This is a genomic window from Baekduia sp. Peel2402 (genome assembly GCF_052567285.1).
In genome coordinates, this window is record NZ_CP199582.1 from 3,487,231 (window position 1) to 3,511,995 (window position 24,765).

Annotated in this window: 20 protein-coding genes and 1 pseudogene; 9 read left to right on the forward strand and 12 right to left on the reverse strand. The window is 70.7% G+C overall.

From position 1 onward, the window contains the following. Window positions 1-17 precede the first annotated feature (17 nt). Window positions 18-608: a hypothetical protein gene (locus ACT01A_RS17170; RefSeq protein ID WP_445148309.1), complete on the reverse strand. Its 591-nt coding sequence runs from the start codon at window positions 606-608 to the stop codon at window positions 18-20. A gap of 170 nt (window positions 609-778) precedes the next feature. Between ACT01A_RS17170 and ACT01A_RS17175 the strand changes: the two genes are divergently transcribed. After that, window positions 779-2,083, forward strand: a complete 1,305-nt coding sequence (locus ACT01A_RS17175) for a ferredoxin reductase family protein (RefSeq protein WP_445148310.1) — start codon at window positions 779-781, stop codon at window positions 2,081-2,083. A 19-nt stretch (window positions 2,084-2,102) separates the two neighbouring features. Next, window positions 2,103-2,465, forward strand: coding sequence for a hypothetical protein (locus tag ACT01A_RS17180; RefSeq protein WP_445148311.1), 363 nt, complete (start codon window positions 2,103-2,105; stop codon window positions 2,463-2,465). 8 nt (window positions 2,466-2,473) lie between these two features. Here ACT01A_RS17180 and nirD read toward each other — a convergent pair whose 3' ends face one another. From nirD to ACT01A_RS17200, 4 genes and pseudogenes are all read right to left on the reverse strand, one after another. Then, window positions 2,474-2,809 (reverse strand): nitrite reductase small subunit NirD, encoded by a 336-nt coding sequence (nirD, locus tag ACT01A_RS17185; protein ID WP_445148312.1) that lies wholly within the window; start codon window positions 2,807-2,809, stop codon window positions 2,474-2,476. Beyond that, the gene (gene nirB, locus ACT01A_RS17190) at window positions 2,806-5,205 is read right to left on the reverse strand and encodes a nitrite reductase large subunit NirB (protein ID WP_445148313.1); all 2,400 of its coding nucleotides are present in this window, start codon (window positions 5,203-5,205) and stop codon (window positions 2,806-2,808) included. The genes nirD and nirB overlap by 4 nt, the downstream gene beginning before the upstream one ends. Then, on the reverse strand, window positions 5,202-6,359 hold the full coding sequence (locus ACT01A_RS17195) for an FAD-dependent oxidoreductase (protein ID WP_445148314.1): 1,158 nt from the start codon (window positions 6,357-6,359) through the stop codon (window positions 5,202-5,204). Before ACT01A_RS17195 ends, nirB begins: the two co-directional genes overlap by 4 nt. A 395-nt stretch (window positions 6,360-6,754) precedes the next feature. Then, window positions 6,755-8,914: pseudogene (locus ACT01A_RS17200) on the reverse strand (molybdopterin oxidoreductase family protein); the annotation flags it as partial. A 24-nt stretch (window positions 8,915-8,938) separates the two neighbouring features. Here ACT01A_RS17200 and ACT01A_RS17205 point away from each other — a divergent pair. Genes ACT01A_RS17205 through ACT01A_RS17215 form a run of 3 tightly spaced genes read left to right on the forward strand, consistent with a single transcriptional unit; the run spans window position 8,939 to window position 11,987 of the window. Beyond that, entirely contained in the window at window positions 8,939-10,246 is a 1,308-nt protein-coding gene (locus ACT01A_RS17205) for a glutamine synthetase family protein (protein ID WP_445148315.1), read from the forward strand. A 14-nt stretch (window positions 10,247-10,260) separates the two neighbouring features. After that, entirely contained in the window at window positions 10,261-10,944 is a 684-nt protein-coding gene (locus ACT01A_RS17210) for a winged helix-turn-helix domain-containing protein (RefSeq protein WP_445148316.1), read from the forward strand. Beyond that, window positions 10,941-11,987: an anthranilate phosphoribosyltransferase gene (locus ACT01A_RS17215; protein ID WP_445148317.1), complete on the forward strand. Its 1,047-nt coding sequence runs from the start codon at window positions 10,941-10,943 to the stop codon at window positions 11,985-11,987. The genes ACT01A_RS17210 and ACT01A_RS17215 overlap by 4 nt, the downstream gene beginning before the upstream one ends. Before the next feature lie 2 nt (window positions 11,988-11,989). Here the strand turns inward: ACT01A_RS17215 and ACT01A_RS17220 are convergent, their stop codons facing one another. From ACT01A_RS17220 to ACT01A_RS17230, 3 genes are all read right to left on the reverse strand, one after another. Next, the gene (locus ACT01A_RS17220) at window positions 11,990-13,489 is read right to left on the reverse strand and encodes an MFS transporter (protein ID WP_445148318.1); all 1,500 of its coding nucleotides are present in this window, start codon (window positions 13,487-13,489) and stop codon (window positions 11,990-11,992) included. Between the two features lie 124 nt (window positions 13,490-13,613). Further along, window positions 13,614-14,540: a hypothetical protein gene (locus ACT01A_RS17225; protein ID WP_445148319.1), complete on the reverse strand. Its 927-nt coding sequence runs from the start codon at window positions 14,538-14,540 to the stop codon at window positions 13,614-13,616. Window positions 14,541-14,662: 122 nt separating this feature from the next. After that, window positions 14,663-15,265, reverse strand: a complete 603-nt coding sequence (locus ACT01A_RS17230; protein WP_445148320.1) for a TetR/AcrR family transcriptional regulator — start codon at window positions 15,263-15,265, stop codon at window positions 14,663-14,665. A gap of 51 nt (window positions 15,266-15,316) precedes the next feature. Here ACT01A_RS17230 and ACT01A_RS17235 point away from each other — a divergent pair, with 51 nt between their 5' ends. Then, window positions 15,317-16,324: an NADP-dependent oxidoreductase gene (locus ACT01A_RS17235; RefSeq protein ID WP_445148321.1), complete on the forward strand. Its 1,008-nt coding sequence runs from the start codon at window positions 15,317-15,319 to the stop codon at window positions 16,322-16,324. Beyond that, on the forward strand, window positions 16,324-17,091 hold the full coding sequence (locus ACT01A_RS17240) for an SDR family oxidoreductase (protein WP_445148322.1): 768 nt from the start codon (window positions 16,324-16,326) through the stop codon (window positions 17,089-17,091). Before ACT01A_RS17235 ends, ACT01A_RS17240 begins: the two co-directional genes overlap by 1 nt. Before the next feature lie 147 nt (window positions 17,092-17,238). On the opposite strand, the gene ACT01A_RS17245 is transcribed toward ACT01A_RS17240, so the two are convergent. From ACT01A_RS17245 to ACT01A_RS17260, 4 genes are all read right to left on the reverse strand, one after another. Next, window positions 17,239-18,558: an ammonium transporter gene (locus ACT01A_RS17245; RefSeq protein WP_445148323.1), complete on the reverse strand. Its 1,320-nt coding sequence runs from the start codon at window positions 18,556-18,558 to the stop codon at window positions 17,239-17,241. Next, entirely contained in the window at window positions 18,555-20,771 is a 2,217-nt protein-coding gene (locus ACT01A_RS17250; protein ID WP_445148324.1) for a putative bifunctional diguanylate cyclase/phosphodiesterase, read from the reverse strand. Before ACT01A_RS17250 ends, ACT01A_RS17245 begins: the two co-directional genes overlap by 4 nt. 110 nt (window positions 20,772-20,881) lie before the next feature. Then, window positions 20,882-21,121 (reverse strand): helix-turn-helix domain-containing protein, encoded by a 240-nt coding sequence (locus ACT01A_RS17255; protein WP_445148325.1) that lies wholly within the window; start codon window positions 21,119-21,121, stop codon window positions 20,882-20,884. 295 nt (window positions 21,122-21,416) lie between these two features. Beyond that, the gene (locus tag ACT01A_RS17260; RefSeq protein ID WP_445148326.1) at window positions 21,417-22,676 is read right to left on the reverse strand and encodes an MFS transporter; all 1,260 of its coding nucleotides are present in this window, start codon (window positions 22,674-22,676) and stop codon (window positions 21,417-21,419) included. A gap of 276 nt (window positions 22,677-22,952) precedes the next feature. On the opposite strand from ACT01A_RS17260, the gene ACT01A_RS17265 reads away from it, so the two are divergent. Both ACT01A_RS17265 and ACT01A_RS17270 read left to right on the forward strand, forming a co-directional pair. Continuing rightward, entirely contained in the window at window positions 22,953-23,558 is a 606-nt protein-coding gene (locus ACT01A_RS17265; RefSeq protein WP_445148327.1) for a hypothetical protein, read from the forward strand. 427 nt (window positions 23,559-23,985) lie between these two features. After that, a complete protein-coding gene (locus tag ACT01A_RS17270; protein WP_445148328.1) occupies window positions 23,986-24,603 on the forward strand; it encodes a hypothetical protein in 618 nt (205 codons plus the stop codon). Window positions 24,604-24,765 lie beyond the last annotated feature (162 nt).

Here is a 24,765-nt window from a genome sequence, read left to right on the forward strand (position 1 = left end):
CCGGCCCCGCGACCGTCTTATGCAGTCCGCGTCAGCCGCGGACCGCCGGTGCCGGACGTGACGCCGTAGATCTGCGGCGCGAACTCGATCACGTCGTTGTCGCCGAGGAGGCACGTCCCGGAGGACCCGTTGCTGATGATCAGGTTGGAAGTGCTCAGCGTCAGCACCCCGATCCCGCTCCCCGAGGGACTCACGTACGTCGACGGCCGCGCACCGGCGACGTGGCAGAGCTTTGAGTTGAAGCTGTAGAACCCGCAAGTCACGTCGGTCGACCCAGTTGTGGTGTTCCCGTGCTGGGCCGTGCCAGTGAACTTGTAGCTGCACTCGACGCTCATGCTGGTGCCCGCGATCGAGCATCCGTTGTAGGAGCCAGTCGCCGACATGGTGTAGAGAAGGCCGACAGTCGTCGCCGGCGCGGTGCCCGACAGCGTCGCCGACGTGCAGCTGAGCGAGGTGCCAGTCGACGAGAAGCTGGGCGCGCCCGCCGTGGCCGTGAACGCCGTGTCGCCGCTGTTGTGCCACGTTACCGCGCTGGCGGCGGTGGAGGCGACGGCGAACAGCGAGAGCAGCCCCACCGTCAGGACGGCGAGGCGCATCGAACTGCGCATGGGACTCTCCTGGTTTTCGAGAAAGGGTCAGGGAACGCATTGCATCTCACTGGTCGGTGATCTCAACCGCCAGAGCCAGGGGCGCAGGTCGTGCCGTTCCGGCAACGCGCACTCAGCGCCCTTCACCGAATGCTTGACGGCTCGCGCGCGCGGGAAGCACTGCTCGGACGATGCCCGGCGCCCGACGGACCCTGCTGCTCGGCGGCTACGTGTTCGCCGTCCTCGCCCCGATGGCGTTCCTGCTGGTCAGCCGGCCGGGCGAGGGGTTGACCGCGGCGATCGCGTTCGCCGCCGCGCTGGGGTTTGCGGCGCTGGTGGTGCTGGCGCTCCAGCTCGTGCTCCCGGCGCGGGCACGGATCTTCACCGAGCCCTTTGGGATCGACGTCCTCCTGCGGTTCCACAAGGAGATGGGGATCGCCGCGGCGGGGTTGATTGTGGTCCACGTCGTCGTGTTGATGGTCGACGACCCGAGCAAGTTGTCGCTCTTGAACCCGCTGAGCGCGCCGTGGCGCGCCGTTGCGGGGGTCGGCGCGCTGGTCGCCCTGCTCCTACTGCTCGCGTCGTCCACGATCCGGCAGCGGTTGGCGCTGAGCTACGAGGGCTGGCGGTTCGTGCACCTGACGCTCGGGCTGGCGGTCGTCGGCGCGTCGGTCGCGCACGTGCTCGGCGTCGGGCGCTACCTGTCGCTGGGCTCATTACGCGGCGTCGCGCTGCTGGTCGTCCTGGCCGCCGCGCTGGGCGCGTTCATCCTGCGCGTGGGGCGGCCGTTCGCGGCGGCCGGGCGGCCGTACGTGCTCGAGGACGTGCGGGCCGAAAACGGCGACGCGGTCACGCTCGCGTTGCGCGCCGACGGCCACGACGGCCTGCGCTTCGCGCCCGGCCAGTTCGCGTGGCTAAAGCTCGCGCATGCGCCCTACGCGCTCAGCGAGCACCCGTTCTCCCTCAGCTCCAGCGCTGAGGACCCAAGCCGCCCGCAGGTGACGGTAAAGGCGCTGGGCGACTTCACCGCGCACGCCCGCGAGCTGGCGCCCGGGACCCGCGTCCTGCTCGACGGCCCGCACGGCTCCTTCCGCCCGGCCCTGCCTGACGCCGGGTACCTCTGCGTCTGCGCGGGGATCGGGATCACGCCCGCGATGGCGCTCCTGCGCACGCTGGCCGACCGCGGCGACCGGCGGGCGATCACGCTGCTCGTCGGCAACCGCACGCCGCAGGACATCACCTTTCGCGAGGAGGTCGACGCGCTGCGCGAGCGCCTGGACCTCGACGTCGTCCACGTCCTCAGCCGCGCCGGCGACGATTGGCCCGGCGAGCGCGGGCGGATCGACGCGTCGCTCCTGGCCCGCCTGCTGCCCGACGATGCGGCGGCGCGCAACGTCCTGGTCTGCGGCGGTGCGGCGTTCGCCGACGACGTCTCGCGGGCGCTTGCCAGCCTCGGCGTCCCCGCGTCGCACCTCCATGTTGAGCGATTCGCCTGAGGGGTACTCCGGCAACAGGATGCGCAAGCGCAAAGGCATCGGCGGGCTCGCCATCGGCTTGGTGGCCCTGATCATCGCGGTCGCCCTCGGCGTCGCGCTCACCGTCGGCACCGGCGACGAGGACGCCTCCGACACCGCCACGGCCCCGACGACCACGCCGGCCGCCACGACCGACGACCGCCGCACAACCTCCATCGAGCAGGACGAGGTTCTCACGACCGCGCCGGAACCCGCGGCGACCACGCCGACCGTCGAGGACGACCACGGCGGTGGCGACGACTCGTCCGGCAAGGGCTCGGGCGACGACGACTCGTCAGGCTCGGGCTCCGGGTCTTCCGGCTCCGGCGAGGATCGCTCCGGCTCGAACTCCGGCCCGGGCTGACCTGCGCGCTACGCGGCCGTCGGCACCGCGGCCGGGACGCCGATCGCCACGAACACCGCGTCGCCGCGCACCTCGACGTGGTGCGCGCTGACGCCGGGGCCGTCATGGCCGATCGGCGCGCCGGTGTCCAGCGCGAAGCGGCGCTCGTGCAGCGGGCAGATCACCGAGCAGTCGGCGGCGATGCCATCGGCCAGCGGCCCGCCCGCATGCGGGCAGGCGTGGTCGATCGCGTACCAGCCGGTGGCCGTGCGGAAGACCGCGACGCGGTGGCCGTCGACGCGCACGGTCCGGCCCTCGCCGGGCGGGATGTCGTCGACGTGGCAGGCGTAGGTCAGCGGGGTCATCGCGCTCCTCCGGAGGGCGGGCCGACGAGCAGCGGCTCACCGGCGTCGTCGTCCTCGTCGTCGGGGTTCTTGAACTGGTTGGGGTGGTAGGGCTCGCGGCGCTCCAGCCACGGGTCGGTCGCGGCAGCCTTAGCCAGCCGGAAGCGCTCGCGCAGCGCGGCGCCGGTCTCGGGATCCATCACGGCCGCGCGGATCGCGTCCAGCCCGATCCGCGGCACGAAGTCATAGGTGCGCTCCTTGAAGTCCGCGTTCTCGCGGTAGTACTGGAGGAACGTCGTGGACACGCGCAGCGCCTCGGCGCGCGAGTCGACCGTGCACAGCACGTCGGCCTCGCGCACGTTGCCGCCTGCCGCGCCGCCGACCCGCACCTGCCACTGGTCGTCGCCAACCGCGACCAAGCCAATGTCCTTGATCGTCGCCTCGGCGCAGTTGCGCGCGCAGCCGCTCACGCCGCCCTTGACCTTGGCCGGCGTGTGCAGCCCTTCCCAAGCCTGCTCCATCTCGATCCCGGTGCCCATCGAGTCCGTCAGCCCGAAGCGGCAGAAGTCCGACCCCACGCAGGTCTTCACCGTGCGAACGGCCTTCGCATACGCGTGGCCTGACGGCATTCCCAGCTCGTCCCAGATCTTCGGGAGGTCTTGCTTGCGCACGCCGAGTAGGTCGATTCGCTGCCCGCCGGTGACCTTCACCAGCGGGATCTCGTACTTCTCGGCAACGTCGGCGATCCGCCGGAGCTCCGCGGGCGTCGTCACGCCGCCGCGCATCCGCGGCACCACGCTGAACGTCCCGTCTTTCTGGATGTTGCCGTGGACACGGTCGTTGATGAAGCGCGCGTCGCGCTCCTCGCGGTGGCGGTTGGCGTTGATCTCGCTCACCAGGTACGCCAGCCCCGGCTTGCACGCGCCGCACTCGCGCCCGGTTCCGCACGCCTGTGAGACCTCCGACACCGACTCGAGACCTTGCTCGCGGATGACCGCCGCCAGATCCTCTCGCGTCTGGCGCTGGCACGGGCAGAGGTAGGCGGGCTCGTCGGCGACCTCGCCGCCGCAGGCCAGCGCGACGATGTCCACCACCAACGGCTTGCACGACCCGCAGCCGGTCCCGGCGCGCGTCATCGCCATCACCTCGCGCGGCGTCGACGCGCCGTCCTGGGTGACCGACCGCATGATGTCGCCCTTGCAGACGCCGTTGCAGTTGCAGACCTGGACGTCGTCGGCCATCTCGGCCGGGCCGGCTTCGAGCGACGCGGCCAGCGTCGCCAGGGCATCATCGACCGGCTCGCGTTTGCGCACCAGCGAGGAGAGCGCCTCGGCGCCGCGCAGGTCGCCGAGGAGGATCGCGCCGCACGCGACGCCGTCGCGCAGCGCCAGCTTGCGGTAGATCCCCTCGGCGACGTCGGTCACGACGGCCTGCCCGTCGCCCTCGGCATCGCCGACCGTGAACAGGTCGACGCCCGCGACCTTCAACTTGGTCGAGGGGATCGAGCCCTCGTAGATGGCGCCGCTATCGCCGAGCAGCGCCGCAGCGGCGACGCGCGTCTGCTCCAGGATCGGCGCGACCAGCCCGTGGACGAGCCCGCGGTGCTCGGCGCACTCGCCGACCGCCCACACGTTCGCCAGCGACGTCCGCAGCGCGTCATCGACCACGATCCCGCGGTTGACCTCAGCGCCCGCGGCACGCCCCAGCGTCGTCTCGGGCGAGATCCCGATCGAGACCACCACCAGGTCGGCCTCCAGCTCGTCGCCGTCGGCGAAGCGCAGCCGGTCGGCCGCGATCTCCTGCGTCTGGCGGCGCAGCTCCACGTCCATCTCGAGCGCGTCCTGAAGCAACCCCGCGGATCCGGCGTCGAGCTGGCGCTCCATCAGCCGGTCCATGAGGTGGACGACCGTGACGTCGCAGCCCTGCGCCGCGATCCCGCGCGCGGCCTCCAGGCCGAGCAGGCCGCCGCCGATCACCGCGGCACGCTTCGCGGTCCCGGCGGCGGCCCGAATCGCCTCGCAGTCCTCCGGACCGCGAAAGGCATGGACATGGTCTTGGTCGATGCCCGGGATCGGCGGCATCAGCGCGTTGGAGCCGGTCGCCAGGACGAGCGACCCGTAGGCGATCTCCTCGCCGCCGGCCAGCACGATCGTGCGCGCGCCGGCGTCGACGTGGGCGACCCACGCGCCCAGCCGCACGTCGACATGGTGGTCTTCGAACCACTCCTCCGGACGCAGCCGCAGGCTCTCGGCCGACGCGCCCGACACCAGGATCTCCGACAGCCGCACGCGGTCGTAGGGGAGCTGCGGCTCGGCGCAGATCAGCGTCAGCGGCACCAGCGCGTCGCGCTCGCGCACCGCCTCGCAGACGCCCAGGCCCGCGATGCCCCCGCCGATGACCACGATCGAGTCGCTCATGCCGCCATGGTGGGTGACGGGGATTTCGGGTCCTGGTCGCTTCTGTTTCGGGCCGATGAACGGTGGCGCTCGAGGATCGCGCGGACCTCGCCGGCGCAGCCGCCGCACCCGGTCGACGCGCGGGTGGTCTTCGCGACGCCGGCCAGCGTCGTCAGCCCGCGCGCGGCGATCGCGGTGTCGATCTCGCCTGCGGTGACGGCGTTGCAGGAACAGACCGTGGTCTCCGGCGACGGCGGCGGCGGCTCGCCTTGCGCGAAGCCGCCGTCGACCAGCGTGGGATCTGTCGCGTCCGCAGACTTCAGCGCCGCGGTGCAGCGGCGCGCGTCGGCGACGTCGCCGATCAGGATCGCGCCGACGAGCCGGTCCCCGTCGAGCACGAGCTTGCGGTAGCGGCCCGAGCGCGTGTCGCGCAGCGTGACCTCGTCGTGGCCTTCGCCCGGGTCGGCGACGCCGCCCGCGTAGACGTCCATGCCGCCGACCTTCAGCACCGTCGCCGTCGTCTGGGGCAGGAACGCGGCCGGGTCGCCAGCGATCGTCGCGCCGGCCACGCGCGCCTGCTCGGCCAGCGGCGCCCACAACCCGTACACCATGCCTTGGTGCTCGGCGCACTCGCCGACGGCGAAGACGCCGGGCGCGGTCGCCCGCAGCGTGTCGTCCACGACGATGCCGCGCTCGACCGCCAGGCCGGCGTCACGCGCGAGCGCGGTCTCCGGGCGCACGCCGGCGGCGACGATCACGAGGTCGGCAGGGAGTGTCTCGCCGCCGTCGAGCATCACGCGGCCGGCCTCGATCCGCTCGGGCAGGACGCCGACGCGCTGGGCGATCCCGCGGGCGCGCAGCGCGGCACCGAGCATCCCCGCCGCCGCGTCGTCCAGCTGGCGCCCCATCAGCCGCGGGGCGGGCTCGACGACCGTGACCCGCGCGCCGCGCGCGTGCAGTCCGGCTGCGGCCTCCAGGCCGAGCAGCCCGCCGCCGAGGACGACCGCGTCACGACCGGCGACCGGCGTCCCGGTCAGCGACGCGACGTCGCCCCAGGTGCGAAAGACGCCGACGTGCGGCAGCTCGGCGCCCGGGATCGGCGGGACGAACGCGCGCGAGCCGGTGGCGACCACCAGCGCGTCGTAGGGATGCTCGCCGCCCGCGACGTCGCGCACGAGCTTGTTGGTGGTGTCGATCGCCGCCGCTGGCAGCCGCCGCGCAGGTCGATCCCGCGCTGGGCGTACCAGGCCAGCGGCTTGACCTCCAGGTCGCCCGGCCCGCACTCGCCTGCCAGCAGCTTGGACAACATGATGCGGTTGTAGACCGGGCCGGGCTCCTCGCCGAGCATCGTGATCCGCCAGCCGGTGGGATCGCGCTCGAGCAGCTCCTCGACCGTTGCCAGCGCGGCCATGCCGGTGCCGATGACGACCAGGCGTCGCGCGCCTGCGTCACCCCGCTCGCCCTGCCGCCGCGCCGCCGCCCGTCCGCGCGCCGGCTCCAGCGCCACCGCGATGGCCTTCAACTCAGGTTGCTTGGAGGTCGGGTCGACCGTCGCGTGAGCGACCGCGTTGAGCTGCCCGGCGCCCGGCGGGGCGTGCAGCGTGCCCCAGTGAAACGGCGCGAACGCGACGCCGCGCGGTAGGCCGGCATCGAACGACGCCGCCAGCACGACCTCGCCGCGTCGCGATCGCACGCGAACGTCCTCGCCTTCGCGCAGCCCGCACGCTGCCGCGTCCTCCGGGTGCACGCTCACGGTCGGCCGGCCTGCCGCCGCGCGCAAGGTGGAGGACTTGCCCGTGCGCGACATCGTGTGCCACTGGTCGGCGACACGCCCCGTGGTCAACATGAAGGGGAACTCGCCTTCAGGACCCGTCGTCGCGTCCGCGGGCGCGGTGTGCGGTGCCGGGCCGAACCGCGCGCGCCCGTCCGGCGTCGGCACGCGGCGGTCGGCGTACAGGCGGACGGTGCCGTCATGCGGCTCGCCCACGCTCGCCGGCGCCGGCCACTGCACCGACCCCTCGCGCCGCAGCCGTTCGTGCGACAGCCCGGACACGTCACACACGCGCCCCGCCGTGCACGCCGCCCACTCGTCGTAGACCGCGGCGGCATCTGGCCACGCGAACGCGTCGCCGAAACCCATCGCGCGCGCCAGCCCGGCGTAGATCTCCCAGTCGGGCCGTGCCTCGCCGGGCGCGTCGAGCAGCTTGCGCACGAGGCCGACGCGCCGCTCCGACGACGTCATCGACCCCTCCTTCTCGGGCCACGCCGCGGCGGGCAGGACGACATGCGCCAGCGCGCTGGTCTCGGTCGGGTGGTGGCAGTCCTGGACGACGACCAGCTCCGCGCGCTCGAACGCCTCACGCACGCGGCCGCCGTCGGGGAGCGACACCACCGGGTTGGTCGCCGCGACGAGCACGGCGCGGACACGGCCGTCGAGCAGCGCGTCGACGAGCTCGGTGGCGGTGTAGCCGGGCGCCGCGCTCAGCGTGCCGTCCGGCAGGCCCCAGTGCGCCTCCATCGCGGCGCGGTCCTCCGCGACGTCGACGCGGCGGTAGCCGGGTAGCAGGTGCGCAAGGCCACCAACTTCGCGACCGCCCATGGCATTGGGCTGCCCGGTCAGCGACAGCGGCCCGCAGCCCGGCCGCCCGAGGTTTCCGGTCGCCAGGCAGAGGTTGATCAGCGCGCGGTTCTTCAGCGTGCCGACCGCCGACTGGTTGGCGCCCATCGACCACAAGGTCATCGCCGCGCCCGCGGTCCCGAACAGCTCGGCGGCGCGCTCGATGTCCTCGCCGCGGACGCCGCATACCTCCGCCGCGCGCTCCACCGGCCACTCACGCGCCACCGCCATCGTCTCCTCGAAGCCGCTGGTGTGCCGCGCGACAAACGCCTCGTCGATCAGCCCGTCGCGCTCTAGCACGCAGAGCATGGCGTTCAACAACGGCAGGTCGGTCCCGGGTCGGACCGGCAGGTGCAGGTCGGAGGCCGCGGCGGTCGGCGTGGTGCGCGGGTCGACCACGATCACCCGCGCGCCCTCGGCCTGGCGGTCCCGGATTCGCGACCACACGATCGGATGGCAAGCCGCGGTGTTGGAGCCAAGCAACATGATGCAGTCGGCCTGGGCGAGGTCCGCGTAGGCCGGCGGCGGACCGTCCGATCCGAACGCGCCCGTGTAGCCCGCGACCGCGCTGGACATGCACAGCCGCGAGTTGGAGTCGACGTTGTTGGTGGCGATGAAGCCCTTGGCGAGCTTGTTGACCGCGTAGTAGTCCTCGGTCAGGAGCTGACCCGAGATGTAGAACGCGACCGCGTCGGGGCCGTCCTCGTCGATGATCGCGCGCAGCTTGGCCGCCACCCCGCCCAGCGCGTCGTCCCAGGACGCTGCGGCGAACGGCAGGTCGCGCGCCGCGCGCACGAGCGGCACCGTCGGCCGGTCCGCGGCGTGGACTGCGGAGCCGAGCTCCAGCGGCTTGCGGCACGTCCGGCCGCGGTTGACCGGATGGCGCGGGTCGCCCTTCACCGCTCGCACGCGGCCGCCGTCGACCTCGACCGCGAGGCCGCAGCCGGTCCCGCAGTACGGGCAGAGGGTGGGGGTCGCGGCGGTCGTCACGCCCATGGGATGGTCAGGGCTGCGCGTTTCCCGCCATGGACCGCTCTGTTTCGGCTCGATTACGGCCACTCGACCGTGGGGCGAACGAGTTCCGACCCGCCGGAGGATGTGCATGCGCCACATCGCTGACACCGTCAAGGACCTCGCATGGGTCCCCGAGACACATATGTCCTGCGCACGGCCGAGGAGCGCGGCGTCCGATTCGTCCGGCTGTGGTTCGTGGACGTGCTCGGGATCCTGAAATCGCTCGCGGTGCCCTCGTCGGAGTTGGAGGCCGCGCTCGAGGACGGGGTGGGGCTGGACGGGTCGTCGCTTGAGGGCGCGGCGCGCCGCCGCGAGCGCGACGTCATCGCCTACCCCGACCCGTCGACGTTCGCGCTGTTGCCGTGGCGCGACGGTGCGGTTGGTCGGATGTTCTGCACGGTGCGCGAGCCCGACGGGTCGTCGTTTGCGGCCGACTCGCGGGATGCGCTGGCGCGCGTGCTCGCCCAAGTCGCCGACCTCGGCTGGACCGTGCAGGTCGGCGCCGAGATCGAGTTCTTCCTGTTTGCCGACGGGCCGGACGGCGCGGCCGTGCCGCAGCCGCTGGATGACGGCGCCTACTTCGACCTCACGCCTCTGGACGAGGGGTCGGACTTCCGTCGCCGCACGATCGGGCACCTCGAGCAGCTCGGGATCCCGGTGAAGGCGTCGCATCACGAGGTGGCGCCGTCGCAGCACGAGATCCAGCTCACGCACACCGACGCGCTGTCGATGGCCGACGCGATCACGACGTTCCGCCTGACGGTGAAGGAGGTCGCGAGCGAGTTGGGGTTGTTTGCGACGTTCATGCCCAAGCCGCTGCAGGAGCACGCCGGCAGCGGCATGCACCTGCACCTGTCGCTCTTCGATGGCGACCGCAACGCCTTCCACGATCCGGATCCGTCGACGCCGCTGGCACCGATCGGCCGGCAGTTCCTGGCCGGGATCCTTGCGCACGCGGGCGAGCTGACGCTGCTGACCAACCAGTGGGTCAACTCCTACAAGCGCTTGATGAACGGCTTCGAGGCGCCACGGCGGGTGCAGTGGACGCGGACCGGCGGTGCGGGGCTGGTGCGGGTGCCCTCGTCGCGGCCGTCGCGGGAGACCGCGTCGCGGATCGAGCTGCGCTCGCCGGACCCGGGGGCGAACCCATACTTGTCGTTGGCGTTGATCCTGGCGGCTGGGCTGCGCGGGATCGAGCGTGGCTACCAGCTGCCGCCGGAGGCCGAAGGCGATGGAGATGGTGGTGAGGCGCCGCTGCTGCCGGCCGATCTGCGCGAAGCGACCGCGCTGTTCGAGGCCTCCGATCTGGCGCGTGAGACGCTCGGCGACCGTCTGGTCGACCTGGTGGTGGCTAACAAGCGTGCCGAGTGGGACGCCTACCAGGCCACCGTCTCGACCTGGGAGCTGGAGCGCTTCCTGCGGTTGTTGTAGGGGCTGACACGCGCGTGGCGGAAGCCTGGATCTACACGGACGAGTCGGTGGACGAGATCGCCTCGGACGTCGCGCGACTGCTGGCGGAGCTGGGCTTCGCGCCGCGCAAGGTCTCGGCCAACGGGTCGCTGCGACCCGAAGGCGACGGCGGCTCGCCGCCGCGGCCGCCCGACTTGGCGCTAGTGTTGAGCGACCCGGGGCTGTGTGCGCGGCTCGAAGGCGACGAGGACCTCGGCGACGTGCCGGTCGTCGTGGCGATCGATGGCGCGGAGCTCGACGCCGGGGCGGCCGCCGTTCATGAAGGCCATGAGTTGATCATCCTGCCGCTGCGTGCGGCCGAGCTGCGGGCGCGGATCGCGCGGGCGCGGCGGCGGGTCAACGGCGTGCCGGACGACAACGTCGTCCGGGTCGGGTCGCTCGAGGTCAACCTCGCGACCTACCAGGTGGCGGTGGGCGCGTCACCGGTCGACTTCACCTACATGGAGTACGAGTTGTTGAAGTTCTTGGTGACGCATCCGGGGCGCGTGTTCAGCCGCGAGGCGCTGCTAAGCCGTGTCTGGGGGTTTGACTACTACGGCGGCGCGCGGACGGTCGACGTCCACGTACGACGGGTTCGGGCCAAGTTGGGGGCTGAGCACGCCGGGCGGATCAAGACCGTGCGGTCGGTCGGGTACCGGTTCGAAGGGGAGGCGCGATGAGCGACATCTCGGCACCGACGCGGGGCCGCGCGGGGTACGCGGGGTTCCGGACGGTGATCAAGGCGGTGGCGACGGGCCCGCGCGGCTCGCGGGACCTGACGTTCGACGAGGCGCGCGAGGCGGGGCTGGCGCTGCTGAGCGGCGAGGTCTCACCGGCGCAGGCGGGCGCGTTCTTGATTGGGTTGCGCGTCAAGGGCGAGGCGGCGGAGGAGCTGGCAGGGATCACGCAGGCGCTGCGCGATCGCGCCAGCGCGTTGCGCCCGCCATCCGGGGCGGATCGTCCGCTCGTCTGCTCGTCCGGCGCCTTCGACGGGATCGCCGACGCGCCGCCGTTGTCCCTCGCCGCCGCGTTGTGTGCCGCAGGCGCGGGCGTCTCCGTCATCACCGCGTGCGGCGGCCGCTTGGGCCCGAAGCACGGGATCACGGTCGCCGACGTGCTGGCAGCGTTGGGCGGTCCGGCGCGCCCGACCACCGAGGACTCCGAGGCGATGCTCACCCGCGCGGGTATGACCGTCGTCCACGTCGGCGAGGCGATCGCCGGCTGGGACGACCTGGCCGCGATCCGCGATGAGGTCGGCCTGCGCGGTCCGATCCACTCCGCCGAGAAGCTGGTGGACTGGTTCGGCGCGCGGCGCTTCGTCGTCGGCCACACGCACGGGTCCTATGCCGGCCGCCTGCTCGGCGCGCTGGAGCGGCTCGGCGCGGATCGCGCGATCGCGTTGCGGGGGATCGAAGGCTCCGATGTCCTGCGCCCAGGTCGCCCGGTCGCCGTCCTATCGCACGCGGGCGGCCCGGTCGACCTGCCCGAGCGCCTGGGCCTGGTCCTGCGCGGCGACTGCGACCCGCGCGTCACCGCCGACCTGACCAGGGCGATCGTCACCGGCGAGATCGACGGCCCAGCGCGCGTCGCGGTCGTCCTCTCCGCCGCGGTGAAGGTGATCGCCGCCGGAACGACGAACGACCCGGCCGACGCCCTGCGCCGCTGCGAGGCGGCGCTGGACGACGGCCGGGCCGCCGCAGCACTCGACGCGCTGGTGGGCTAGATCTAGACGCCGCGAAGGGCGCTCGAGCGGCGCAGGTAGAAGATGTAGGTCATCGCGGCGAAGACGAGGTAGGCGCCGACGAAGACCCACAGAGCCGCGATCGACCAGTCCTGGTGGGCGGTCGCGATCTGCGCCTTCTCAGCCGGCGTCGTCGCGGCCTTGACGAGCGCTGACACGTCGAGCGACGCCTGCCGGAAGACGACCTGGATCAGGAAGCCGCCGAACGCGCCGACCGCGCCGGCGATCCCGATCACCGCCGCCGTCTGCCGCTTGAACGACAACACGGTCTCGCGGTCTCCACCGTGGCGCTGGCCGAGCGTCGCAAAGATCGCCGGGATCATTCGGTAGGTCGAGCCGTTGCCCGTCCCGGCCAGGAGGAAGATCACCATGTAGGAGGCGAAGAACAGGGTGAACGAGTGGGCGCTGACGCCGGCGATGGCCACCAGCGTGGCCAGCGCCATTCCGGCAAAGCACGCCAGCGTGACACGCGCGCCGCCGATGCGGTCAGACAGCAGGCCGCCCAGCGGTCGCGCGAGCGAGCCGACGAGCGCGCCGGCAAAGCCCAGCCCGGCCAAGTAGGTGGCGATGAACGGATGCGCGGCCAGGAACTCGGGAAACGTGTTCTTGATGACCAACGGCAGCGCGAACGAGTACCCGATGAACGATCCGAACGTGCCGATGTAGAGCAAGGACATGATCCACGTCTGCGGCTGGCGAACTGCGTTCTTGTAGGCCGTGGTGTCGGTCTTGGCCTGCGTGAGCGAGTCCATGCGCTTTAGCGCGCCGATCGCGGCGACGACGATGAACGGGACGAACAGCAGCCCCGCATATGCGAGATGGACCTCGTGCTGGGGCAGCTTCACGGCCGCGCCGGAGACGCCGATGATGATCACCAACGGCACCACGAGCTGCGTGACCGCGACGCCCAGGTTGCCGCCCGCGGCGTTGACCCCGAGCGCCAGCCCCTTCTTGCCGTCCGGATAGAAGAACGAGATGTTGGCCATCGAGGAGGAGAAGTTTCCGCCGCCGACCCCGGCCGTCGCCGCGCACAGCACCAGCACCAGCATCTGCGTGTCGTGTGCCTGATCGGCCAGCCAGCCCGACGGCACCACGATCGCCAGCAGCAGCGCCGGGACCAGCAGCAGCACCGCGCTCGTGAACGTCCAGTTCCGGCCGCCGAACCGCGGCAGCGCGAACGTGTACGGGATCCGCAGGGCCGAGCCGATCAGGTTCGGCGTCGCGGTCAGCCAGAACATCTCCGAGATCGACAACGTGATCCCGATGTTGGACAGGTTGATGACAACGATCGCCCAGATCGACCAGATGCAGAACCCCAGATGCTCGGCGAAGACCGACCACACCAAGTTCCGTTTGGCGACCTGCTTCCCGGTCGCCTCCCAGAACGCCTCGTCCTCGGGCTCCCACTCATCGATCCAATGCCCTCGGCGGCCCTTGGCACCACTCGCGGCAGGTGCCGCACCCATCTCGATCGTCGCGCTCATGGCCGGCCACGATGCTGGACGACCGTTTCCCTTCCGCGACCCCTTTGTTGCCGTCGCGTTTCAGCAACGCGACGGGCGGGCGTCATCGCCCGCCCGTCGTCGCTGCCGAAGTGTCCTCAGGCGCTCAGCGCGTGTGGATCGTCACCGTCGCGCCCGTGTTGGGCACGTACATCCCGTTGACCACGCCCGCGTAGACGCGGTACTTGCCGCCGGAGCGGATCTTGACCTTCTTGGAGTAGGTGGAGGTCTTGGAGCTGCTGTGTCGCGCCGCGGTCCCCGCGACCGTCACCCAGTGCTTCTTGGAGTTCAACTTCTGGATGGCGATGGGCGTGCCGTCGACCGCGGGCTGGATGGTGCCCTTGAAGGTCAGCGAGTGACCGCGGGTGACGGTGTGCGAGCCGAGCTTCGTCGAGACCCGCACGGCGACGGAGACGACGACGATCGGCGAGACCACCGACGGCTTGGATGGCAGCGCCACCCGGTACTGGGTGTTGAACGCGACGCCCTTGAGGCCGAAGTTGAACGTCCCGTCGGCAGCGGTCACGAGCTTGTTGCCGTCCTGCTTGAACCCCTGGGTGTAGGGGAACGGGTTGGACTGCAACACGACCTCCTTGCCGCCGTTGCCGGTGCCGGTGAGCTGGCCGGCGAGCGTCGTCGTCCCGCCCGGCAGGAGCGGGTTGGGCGTCGCGGCGAAGGTCACGCCCAGGGGCTGGACCTTGGTCTTGAACGTCTTGTCGGCGCCCTTGGTCAGCCCCTTGCTGTTGCGCGCGATCAACCGGAAGTGGTAGGTCGTCGCAGGTGCGAGGCCGCCGACGTCGGCGGTGATGGTCTTCTTGCCGTCCCCGGCGATCGTCTGCTCGGGCGTGACCGACCCGTAGGCGCTGGTCGTCCCATACTGGAACTGGAACGTTGTCGCCGCGGCGTTGGGGTCGACCGACCCCGTGAGGCGCGCGGTCTGCTGGGCGACGTTGGCGGCGCCGCCGGTCGCCACCCCCGGTGCGGTGGCGGCTTGTGCCGCCGCCGGCAGCAGCGCTGCGATGGCAAGCGCCATCGCTCCCGCTGCGCGGATGTTCTTAAGGTGCATTGTCCCTCCCGATGGGATCTTGATTGCGTCTGTGGGTGACAACACGCCGAGACCGCGGGTGTCGCGGTGCTCCCGGTACCCAGATTCGCTTAGTTACTCGCGCGTGCGCGTGATCCTGCATCCGCCAGCGTCGCGTGCAGCACCGGGCGGACGGTGGCCAGGAGCGTCGGCAGCCGCGCCGTACGCTCGTCGGCGACCGCATGCAGGACGAGCTCATGTACCGCGCCGAGTGCGGCGATCGCGTTGGCGCGCGGCAACGAGCCACCGTCCTCGCGGACGATCCGCTGCAGCAAGGCCACGTACTCGAGGTCGACCGCGAGATGGCGTCGCAGCGCCTCGGCGCCGGCGGCCTGGATCTCGACGTGGAACACGCGCGTCATCTCGGGGCGCGCCGCCAAGGCCTTCAGGTAGGTCGATATCACCGCTTCGACGCGGGTGACGGCGTCCTCGTCCGCCGCGGCGTCCGCCGCGCGCTGCGCCGCCGACAGCACCTGGCCGGCCGCTGCGTCGTAGGCCGCCAGGAGGCAGTCCTGCTTGTCGACGTAGTGGTCGTAGAACGTGCGCTTGGAGATCCGTGCGGCGCGGGCGATGTCGTCGATCGTGACCATCGCGTAGCCCTTCTCGGCTACAAGCGTCGCCATCGCGGTCTGCACGCGGTGGCGGACCTCGGTGGCGGGGATGGGCGCGGGCACTGTGAAGTGACGGTAGCAGTGGCCCGAACCCGTCGGTACTGTCCAGTACCAATGTCTGTCACGAATCGTCAGGTCCGTCTTGCTGCACGCCCGCAAGGGGAGATCAAGCCGACCGACTGGGAGCACGTCGACGAGCCGGTGGGCGCACCCGGCGACGGCGAGTTCGCGGGGGTCACGAAGTTCATCTCGCTGGATCCGGCGATGCGCGGCTGGCTCAACGACGCGCGCTCCTACATCCCGCCGGTCGGGATCGGGGAGGTCATGCGCGCCGGCTCGGTGATCGAGGTGACCGAGTCCAACCACCCGGACTACGCGGTCGGCGATCACGTGGTCGGCACCTTCGGCGTTCAGTCGCACGTGGTCACCGACGGGCGGGGCGCGCTCAAGGTCGATGCGAGCGCTGCTCCGCTGCCGACCTACCTGGGCGCACTCGGCATGCCGGGCATGACCGCGTACTTCGGGCTGTTGGACGTTGGTGCCCTGAAGGAGGGCGAGACGGTGCTGGTCAGCGGCGCGGCCGGCGCGGTCGGGTCGCTCGTGGGTCAGATCGCCAAGGTCAAGGGCGCGCGCGTGGTCGGCATTGCCGGCGGGCCAGAGAAGTGCGCGCTGCTGACGGACGAGCTCGGCTTCGACGCGGCCGTCGACTACCGCGCCGAGGACTTCAAGCAGCAGCTGCGCGCCGCGACGCCGGATCGCGTCGACGTGTACTTCGACAACGTCGGTGGCGAGATCCTCGATCTGGCGTTGACCAGGTTGAACATGAAGGCGCGTATCCCGATCTGCGGGGCGATCAGCCAGTACAACAACGAGACCGCCGTCCGCGGCCCGGCGAACTACCTGGCGCTGCTGGTGAGCCGCGCGCGCATGGAGGGCTTCGTGGTCTTCGACTACGCCAAGCGCTACCGCGAGGCGGCGGCGGAGATCGCGGGCTGGATCGCCGAGGGCAAGCTGGTCACCAAGGAGCACGTCGTGACCGGCGGAGTCGACGACTTCCCCGAGACGCTGCAGATGCTGTTCCGCGGCGACAACGTCGGCAAGTTGGTGTTGGAGGTCGCGTGATGGAACTCCGTGACAAGGTCGCGCTCGTGACCGGCGGCGCGTCCGGCCTGGGGCGCGCGACGGCGCTGGCGCTGGCGGCGGAAGGCGCTGAGGTCATCGTGGCTGACCTCGACGAGGACGGCGCGCGCGAGGTCGCCGAGCAGGTCGGCGGGCACTTCTGGGTCGGCGACGTGTCGACCTTCGAGTCCAACTCGCGGCTGATCGACTTCGTCGTAGATCAGGCCGACGGCCTGGACATCGCCTTCCTCAACGCGGGGATCGCCAGCGGCTTCGGCCTCGGCGAGGACTTCAACCTGAGCCGTTACCGCCAGGCGATGGGCGTCAACCTCGACGGCGTCGTCTTCGGCACCCACCACGCGTTGACGGCGCTGAAGGCCCGCGGCGGCGGGGCGATCGTCGCGACGGCCTCGCTCGCCGGCCTTACCGCCGTGCCCTTCGACCCGGTCTACGCCGCCAACAAGGCGGCGGTCGTCGGGCTGGCGCGCGCGATGGGTCCGGCGTTGGCCGACGAGAACATCACCTTCAACGCGATCTGCCCGGGCTTCGCGGAGTCCAAGATCGTCGACCCGATCCGCAACATCCTCGACGCGCAGGGCGTGCAGCTCATCCCGGCCGAAACGGTCGCAGCGACGGTGCTGCAGATCATCCGCGGCGGCGGGACGGGCGAGGCGTGGTTCGTTCAGCCGGGCCGCGAGGCGGCGCCCTTCAAGTTCCGCAACGTGCCGGGGCCGGGGACCGGCGAAGCGGCGCGGCCAAACGCGATCTGAGGCAGAACGGCAGAGAGACTCGCTCGCGCGGAAGTCCGGAGCGAGCCTCCCCTGCCGGTACAGCAACTAGGACCATCTCTAGACGAGACGGACTCTGAATCTACCCGCGAGGGGGCGAACCTACCAGTGTTCGCCCTGCCCGTTGGCCTATAACGACGACGGCTCTAGGTCGTAGGAGTCGACGTACTGCTCCGGGTAGCCGTACATGCCGTGCTCGACGATGTCGAGGCCGGCCTCTTCCTCCTCGGGCGTCACGCGCAGGCCGAACAGGGCCTTGATCGTCGCGAACGTCATGTAGGACAACGTGAAGACCACGACGAAGGCGATCGTGATGCCGAAGGCCTGGACGCCGAGCTGGGTAAAGGAGCCGGTGTAGAACAGACCCGGGTCGCCGACGACGTCGTCGCCGCCGACCAGGCGCGGTGACGAGAAGAGCCCGCAGGACAGCGTGCCCCAGACGCCGGCGACGCCGTGGGCGCTCAGCGCTCCCACCGGGTCGTCCAGGTGCCGGTCGATCAGCAGCACCGAGACCACGACGATGAGCCCGGCGACGAGGCCGATGATCGGCGCCGCCCAGAACTCGACGAACCCTGACGGCGCCGTGATCGCCACCAGCGCCGCGATCGCGCCGTTACCGATCATGCCGATGTCGAGCGACTTGGTCAGCGTCTGCGCCGCGATCGCCGCGCCGACGACCCCCGCCGCCGCCGCGAGGTTCGTCACCACGACCACCTCGGCAAAGCGGTTGCCGCCGGTGCCCAGCGTCGACCCCGGGTTGAACCCGAACCACCCCAACCACAGGATCAGCACGCCGATCCCGAACAGCGGCATCGAGTGCCCCGGGATCGCGCGCGGGCGACCGGCCGCGTCGTACTTGCCCTCGCGCGGGCCGAGCAACAGCAACGCGGCGAGTCCGCCCGTCGCACCCGTCAAGTGCACGACCGTCGAGCCGGCGAAGTCCTGCATCCCCGCGCCGACCTTGTCCAGCAGCCCGCCGCCGAAGATCCAGTGCGCGACGAGCGGATAGATCACGCCCGCGAACACCACGCCATAGATCGGGTAGGCGATGAACCGGATCCGCTCCAGCGTCGTGCCCCACACGATCGCCAGCGACACCGCGCAGAAGACGAGCTGGAAGAAGAAGAAGCCGGCGCCCGCGCCGTCGAGTCGCCCCGCGATCGGAGACCCGCTGGCCAACACCGAGCCGTGGTCCAGGAAGAACCCTGACGTCCCGATCAACGACGCGCCGCCGCCGAACGCCAGGGCGAACCCGCACGCCCACCACGCCAGCGACGCGATCGAGAAGTTCATCAGGATCTTCGCGACGACCGCACCCGCGTTCTTGCCGCGCGAGAAGCCCATCTCGACGCAGGCGAAGCCGGCCTGCATGAACATCACCAACACGCCGGTGACGATCACCCATGTCGTGTCGAGCTCCGATGCGATCTGCTGCAACGACCCGTTCACGGGCGCACCACCAAGTCCTTCGAGGAGAGATCGGACGCCGGCACCGGCCGGCCCAGCAAGAACCCCTGGCCGAACGGACACCCGTGCGCGCGCAGGAACACGAGCTGCTCCTCCGTCTCGATCCCTTCGACGATCGTGGTCATGTCCAGCGCCTCGGCCAGGGCCAGGATCGCGGCGACGATCGCCGCGCTGCCACGGTCGTCTGGCACCTTCTGCAGGAACGCGCGGTCGACCTTGAGCACCTGCACCGGCAGGTCGCGCAATCGCGCCAAGGAGGAGTGCCCCGCGCCGAAGTCGTCGATCGCGATCGTCAGCCCCGCCTCGTGCAGCTCGTCCAGCAGCGAGCGGTGCCGGTGGGCGTCGCTCATGACCGTCGTCTCGGTCAGCTCCGCGCAGAACTGCTCGGGACGCAACCCGTAGGAGTCGATCGTGGATGCGATCGAGGACACCAGGTCGGTCCGCCGCAGCTGGCGCGGCGACAGGTTGAAGGACAGCCGCGGCCGATAGTCGACGGCGGCCCACTCGCGCGCCTGGCGGCAGAGCTCGTCGATCACCCAGTCGCCGATCGCGTCGATCAGCCCGGTCTCTTCGGCGATCGGGATGAACGACCCCGGCGGGACGAGCCCTTCGACGGGGTCCTCCCAGCGCACCAAGGCCTCATAGCCCGTCAGGCCTTCGTCGCCGAGGGCGACGATCGGCTGGTAGTGCAGGCGCAGCTCGCCCTCGGTGATCGCCCGCCGCAAGCGCGCGGTGAGCGAGAGCCGGGCGCGCGCGTCGCCCTGCTGCTTCTGGTAGATCGCGATCGTCCCGCTGCCGGAGCGCTTGGCCTGGTACATCGCCGCGTCGGCGTAGCGCAGCAGCTTCTCGGCGTCGTCGGCGTGCTCGGGGCAGAGCGCGACGCCGATCGACGCGCCGATGTGGAACTCCGCGTCGGAGATCTCGAACGGGCGCTCCAGCGCGGCGGCGATCCGCTCGGCGGCCAGCTGCGCCGCCTCCGCCGCGGTGTCGGCGCCGGGGCAGTGCATCAACAGCAGGAACTCGTCGCCGCCCTGGCGGCACAGCACGTCGCCGCCGCGAACCAGCTCGCTCACGCGCCGCGCGGTCTCGCGTAGCACGTCGTCGCCGGCGGCGTGGCCGAGCGAGTCGTTGACGAGCTTGAAGTTGTCGAGGTCGAAGTAGAGGAGCGCGACCGCTTCGCCACTGCGACGAGCGCGCGCCAGATCGGTGCGCAGCTGCTCCTCGAGCTGGGTGCGGTTCGGCAGGCCGGTCAGCGCGTCGTGGTAGGCGAGGTAGGCGACCTGCGCCTCCGCGCGGCGGCGCTCGGTGACGTCCTCGCCGGACCGCAGGACGCCGACGATCTCACCTTCTTCATTACGGAGTGCTGAGTTGCGCCACGCGATCTTGCGGTCGTCGCCGCCGTTGGTGCGGACGAACGTCTCGAGCGAATCGCGGGGCGGTTCGACCCCACTTACGACACGTGCGAAAGCGCGTCGGGCGTCGAGCCGGTCGGCGGCCGGGACGACCGCGTCGAACCAGTCGCGCCCGAGCAGCTCCTGCTCCTCGAAGCCGAGCAGCTCACAGCCCTGACGGTTGATCAGCTCGACGTGGCCGCGCGCGTCGAGCACCACCACGAGGGTCGATGCGACCTCGAGGTAGCGCTGCGCGCGATCGCGCTCCTCCTGCAGCGTGCGTTGCGTGGCGATCGTCGGCGTGATGTCGGCGAACGTGAGGACGATGCCGGCGGTCTCGCTCGCCGCGCGGTTGAGCGGGCGCGCGTGAACGCGGAGGTACTGCTGCTGGCCTTGACGGTCGATCCGCGTCGAGGTGCCGGTGACGGTCTGGCCGGCTCGCTGGGCCAGCAGGGAGAGCGACTCGTCGGGCCCGAGCCCGCGGCCCTCGCTGTCCAAGACGATCTCGAGGTCGTCCTTGAAGGGGGCGACGCGGCCCTTCAGCTCCTCGGCGGTGAGCTCGAGGATCCGCAGGGCGCTGGGGTTCCAGGACACCGCGCGCCGCTCGGCGTCCGTGACGACGACCCCTTCCTCGAGGCCCTCGACGACTACTCGGGACAGCTGCTCCGCCGCACGTGCCGCCTGTCGGGCCCGTTGCTGGGGTCCGAGATCGACGACGAGGCCGCGGCTTTTCAGCTGCCCGGCCTGCCTGCCCTTGCGGCGCCGCTCCCCGAACGGAGCATTCAATCCCCTGCCTGAAGGCATATCCGTCCAGGTACATCGACGGACCTGTTCTGGGATTGAGGAGCTTGCAGTGATCCTGCAAGCAACCGTGCTCCAGCGGACACCGCCGCAAGGGCGGCAAGGCTATGGGCTCACGCCACGGGCTCAGGCTCCGGGGCGTTCTCCGGCGGGGCGATCAGGTCCTGGACCGGGACCTTCAGCGCGGCCGCCACCTGCATGACGGTCCGCAGGCGCGGCTCGCGCAGACCTCGTTCCAACCGGCTGACCTCCGTGGGGTGCAGGCCGGCGAAATGCGCGAGCATTTCCTGGGACCAACACCGCTCCTTGCGCAAACGGCGCAAGTTCGCGGCGAGCTGCATCTTCGCTTCCATTCGGATCTCCTGTCTTCCGCTTGGCCCCGAACCTATGGGTGTGTCAGAGCCTCCGGGACTAGTTTGCCCGATCTTGAGCGGTCAGATACGAAAACGTGTGCAAAGGTTTCAGCGCACCGGACGGTGGAGTGGCTCGGGATGTGACATCTGCCGTCGCGCGTGTCCCGCGGCAGAGCCCGGAAATCCGGCCAATGCCCGCGACTGCCCCGCCGCGACCCGCGCGGACCGCGACCGTTCGACATTTCCTTGCCATTTGGCCCATAGGTGTCTTGACGGCGTCCGGTTCGAAGCGTCTTTAGCGGTCTGGAGATGCGGGCGGTCCCGCGGAGAGCGCCGACCGGCGGTGAAAATCGATTCCAGCGTTGGTCGCGACGGCCAGCGCCGCAGCGGTGAGACACCCGAGCGCGCCGACCGCGAGCGCCGCTCGCGCGCCCGCGGCCTCCCCGACGGCGCCGACCAGTGGACCGCCCAACGGGGTCGATCCCATGAAGGCCACGATGTACAGCGCGACCACGCGCCCGCGCATGCGAGGCGCGGCGCGCAGCTGGACGGTGGCGTTGGTGGTTGAGGAGAAGACGACGCTGGCCGCGCCGGTCGCCGCGAGGAACAGCGCCGCGATCTCCGGCGTCGGGCTGATGGCGGCCAGCGCGAGGCTGGCGCCAAAGACCAGCGCCGCCACGGTGATGGTGCGGATGCGCGGCGCGACGCGGCCGGCGACCGTGAGCCCCGCGACGACCGAGCCGAGGCCCATCGCGGCGTAGAGGAGGCCGAAGCCGGTGGCGCCGAGGTCGAAGGTCTCGTGCGCGAGGAGCGGGATCGTGACCTGGAACTCGTAGGCGAAGGTGCCGACGAGGGCCATCATGAGGAGGGGGACGAGCAGGTCCTTGCGGTCCTTCACGTAGCTGAGCCCCTCTTGGACGGCGTGCGGCTGGCGTTTTGGTGGCATCGACGGCCGGTGGAGCTTGGCGGTGTCCATGGCCGCGAGCCCGAGCAGCGGTCCGAGGAACGACGCGCCGTTGATCAGGAAGCACGTCCCGACGCCGAGCGCGGCGATCAGGGCGCCGGCGGCAGCGGGGCCGACCATGCGCGCGGCGGCGGCGACGGTCGAGTTGATGGAGATCGCGCGCGGCAGCGCTTCGGGGGTGACGAGCTCGGAGACGAAGGCTTGCCGCGTTGGCACGTCGAGCGCTCGGGCAACGCCGAGTCCGAGCGCAAGCACCCACACCATCCACAACTCGACGACGCCCGCGACCGTTAGCGCTCCGAGCGCCAGCGCGAGCGCCGCCTGTAGCGCTTGGGTGCCCAGCAGCATCTTGCGCTTGTCGGTCGCGTCGGCGACCGCGCCGGCCCACGGGCCGAGGAGCAGGACCGGTAGCGCCTGCAGCGCGACCGTGATCCCTAGAGCTGAACCTGAGGGTGTGAGCTGGAGGACCAGCCACGCCTGAGCGACCGTCTGCAGCCAGGTGCCGGGGACCGATACGAGCTGGCCGGAGAAGTAGAGGCGGTAGTTACGGGTCCGCAGCGGCGAGGTCGTGGGGCGAGAGTGGTGGGGCACCTCTCTACGGTGTAGCGGGTTGTTGTGCAGCGCTGCTGCGGATCGGCGATGTCCTTGACGTCCTGGCACGTCCTGCGCATTTGGCTCTGGCGGGCGCACCGCCGAGGCGATGTCATGGCTCCCGGCTCGCAAAGCTGCGAGCGGTCGCACTCCCCTCTGTGGTGGACGGTTGGCAGAGCGACCTCGTGATGGTGGTCCTAGCGCACGACGCGTTTTGTCCTGGCGGCGCCCTTCCTAGATGGCGTTGCCTATCTCACGAGGTACAGGAGTAGAACTATGAGCAAGATCGCACGTATCGTCGTGCTCGTCACGGCGTTGACGTCGCTGTTTGCCGTGATGTCCTCGACCGCCGGCGCGGTGACGTGGACTAACACGGGCAGCACGGTCATCCATGCCACGGGCGTCGGGGGCCGGCTCTCGGTTGGTGCCAACAACCTGGACTGCACGGGTACGACTGCGTCGGCTACGGCAGCGGCGAGCTTCGTTGGCGCCGTCTACAGCGTGCCGGGCACTGTGACGTTTAGCCCGTGCACGTTGGCCGGACAGAACACGTACGTCCACTGCGGGTTCACGCTGACTGGGTCCGCGTTCGCGGAGCCGGGGTTCACGACGGGTGTGGCGGACGTGACTTGCGTCGCGCGCCTGACGGCCAACAACGCGGCGCTCTGCCACATCGAAGGCTCCACGGTCGGCCACTACATCAACCCCACGGCCGCCACGAGCACGCCCGGCAAGGTCACTCTGACTACTAGCACGAGCCTGACCACGACTAACGCGACGGGCAGCTCCTGCTTGCTGGGCACGGGCCCGAGCCACCTCTCCGAGCAGACGATCACGGTCACTACGGTGGCCGGCAGCCCCATCATCACTCGCCACCCGTAATCAACCGGGAGCACACAAGACGGTCACCGCGCCTCGCCCCCGGGCGAGGCGCGCCCGCCATTGACACCGCAGTACTCCTACTCCGCTTGGGATGGCGGAGGCCCGAGGCCGCGGCCCGTGCGAACGGGTCGCGGCCTCACGTGTAACTACAGCTGCGGCCGGTGGCGGCAGTCCCTGACGCCTGGCACATCCTGAGCACCTGGCTCTGGTGGCCGCCCCGGTGTAGCGCTGAAGATGGTCCCTGTCGCGGGTCGCCGGAGCTAACGCAGTCCGGTGGACACGCGAGCGGTCCTAGATCTCAGGAGGCGCCTTGGTGGGGGCCTCCGGTAGACGGCCCGTGGCCATGGCGGCAATGTCGCCGTGGACGCTCGCACGCCGTTGCGGCGCATCCGCGTCGCACCATCCCAAGTAGGAGTAGGAGAACACTATGAGCAGGATTGCGCGCTTTGCCGTGCTCGTCACGGCGCTGGCGTCGTTGATGGGCGTCGTGTCGGCGACCGCTGGTGCGGTGACGTGGCACAACACGGGCAACACGGCCTTCACGGCCACGGGTGGCCCGGGCACGTTGTCGGTCGGTGCCAACAACCTGGCCTGCACGGGTTCGTCGGCCACGGGCACGGCGGCGGGCGGCTCGGTCGTCGGCGCCACGTACAACGTCCCCGGCACTATTACGTTCAGCCCGTGCACGTTGGCGGGTCAGTCCACGTACGTCCACTGTGGGTTCACGCTGACTGGAGCCTCGTTCTCCGGCGGCGTCACGTCGGGCGTTGCCGATGTGAACTGCGTTGCGCGTCTCGTGGCGGGCAACACGGCGCTGTGCAACATCACGGGCACGACGCCCGGCTCGTACAGCAACCCGGTTAGCCCGGCCAAGGGCAAGGTCACTCTGTCTACTAGTGGCACGGGCCTGACGGTCACGCACTCCTCGGGCACGTCCTGCCTGCTGGGTACGGGCACGGGTCACCTGTCCGAGCAGACGATCACGATCACGAACGCCACGGGTGGCACGGGCACGCTTGGCCCGGTCCTCAACCGCACTGCGTAATCGCTCTCGTCTCACCGCAGTTCCGTTGCGTCCCGCCTCTGTGCGGGACGCAGCGCTTTAACTACTGGAAGGTTCCAAACCAAGGACTGGGCGGCGACTCGCCATTTAGGTCCTAGGCAGCCATGTTTGGAAACACGGGCTTGACTCTAGAAAACACCCATG

Coding starts and splice junctions, on each gene's coding strand:
- ACT01A_RS17170 (WP_445148309.1), bottom strand. CDS start 608: ATGCGCAGTTCGATGCGCCTCGCCGTCCTGACGGTGGGGCTGCTCTCG.
- ACT01A_RS17175 (WP_445148310.1), top strand. CDS start 779: ATGCCCGGCGCCCGACGGACCCTGCTGCTCGGCGGCTACGTGTTCGCC.
- ACT01A_RS17180 (WP_445148311.1), top strand. CDS start 2,103: ATGCGCAAGCGCAAAGGCATCGGCGGGCTCGCCATCGGCTTGGTGGCC.
- nirD (WP_445148312.1), bottom strand. CDS start 2,809: ATGACCCCGCTGACCTACGCCTGCCACGTCGACGACATCCCGCCCGGC.
- nirB (WP_445148313.1), bottom strand. CDS start 5,205: ATGAGCGACTCGATCGTGGTCATCGGCGGGGGCATCGCGGGCCTGGGC.
- ACT01A_RS17205 (WP_445148315.1), top strand. CDS start 8,939: ATGGGTCCCCGAGACACATATGTCCTGCGCACGGCCGAGGAGCGCGGC.
- ACT01A_RS17215 (WP_445148317.1), top strand. CDS start 10,941: ATGAGCGACATCTCGGCACCGACGCGGGGCCGCGCGGGGTACGCGGGG.
- ACT01A_RS17220 (WP_445148318.1), bottom strand. CDS start 13,489: ATGAGCGCGACGATCGAGATGGGTGCGGCACCTGCCGCGAGTGGTGCC.
- ACT01A_RS17225 (WP_445148319.1), bottom strand. CDS start 14,540: ATGGCGCTTGCCATCGCAGCGCTGCTGCCGGCGGCGGCACAAGCCGCC.
- ACT01A_RS17235 (WP_445148321.1), top strand. CDS start 15,317: ATGTCTGTCACGAATCGTCAGGTCCGTCTTGCTGCACGCCCGCAAGGG.
- ACT01A_RS17240 (WP_445148322.1), top strand. CDS start 16,324: ATGGAACTCCGTGACAAGGTCGCGCTCGTGACCGGCGGCGCGTCCGGC.
- ACT01A_RS17250 (WP_445148324.1), bottom strand. CDS start 20,771: ATGCCTTCAGGCAGGGGATTGAATGCTCCGTTCGGGGAGCGGCGCCGC.
- ACT01A_RS17255 (WP_445148325.1), bottom strand. CDS start 21,121: ATGGAAGCGAAGATGCAGCTCGCCGCGAACTTGCGCCGTTTGCGCAAG.
- ACT01A_RS17265 (WP_445148327.1), top strand. CDS start 22,953: ATGAGCAAGATCGCACGTATCGTCGTGCTCGTCACGGCGTTGACGTCG.
- ACT01A_RS17270 (WP_445148328.1), top strand. CDS start 23,986: ATGAGCAGGATTGCGCGCTTTGCCGTGCTCGTCACGGCGCTGGCGTCG.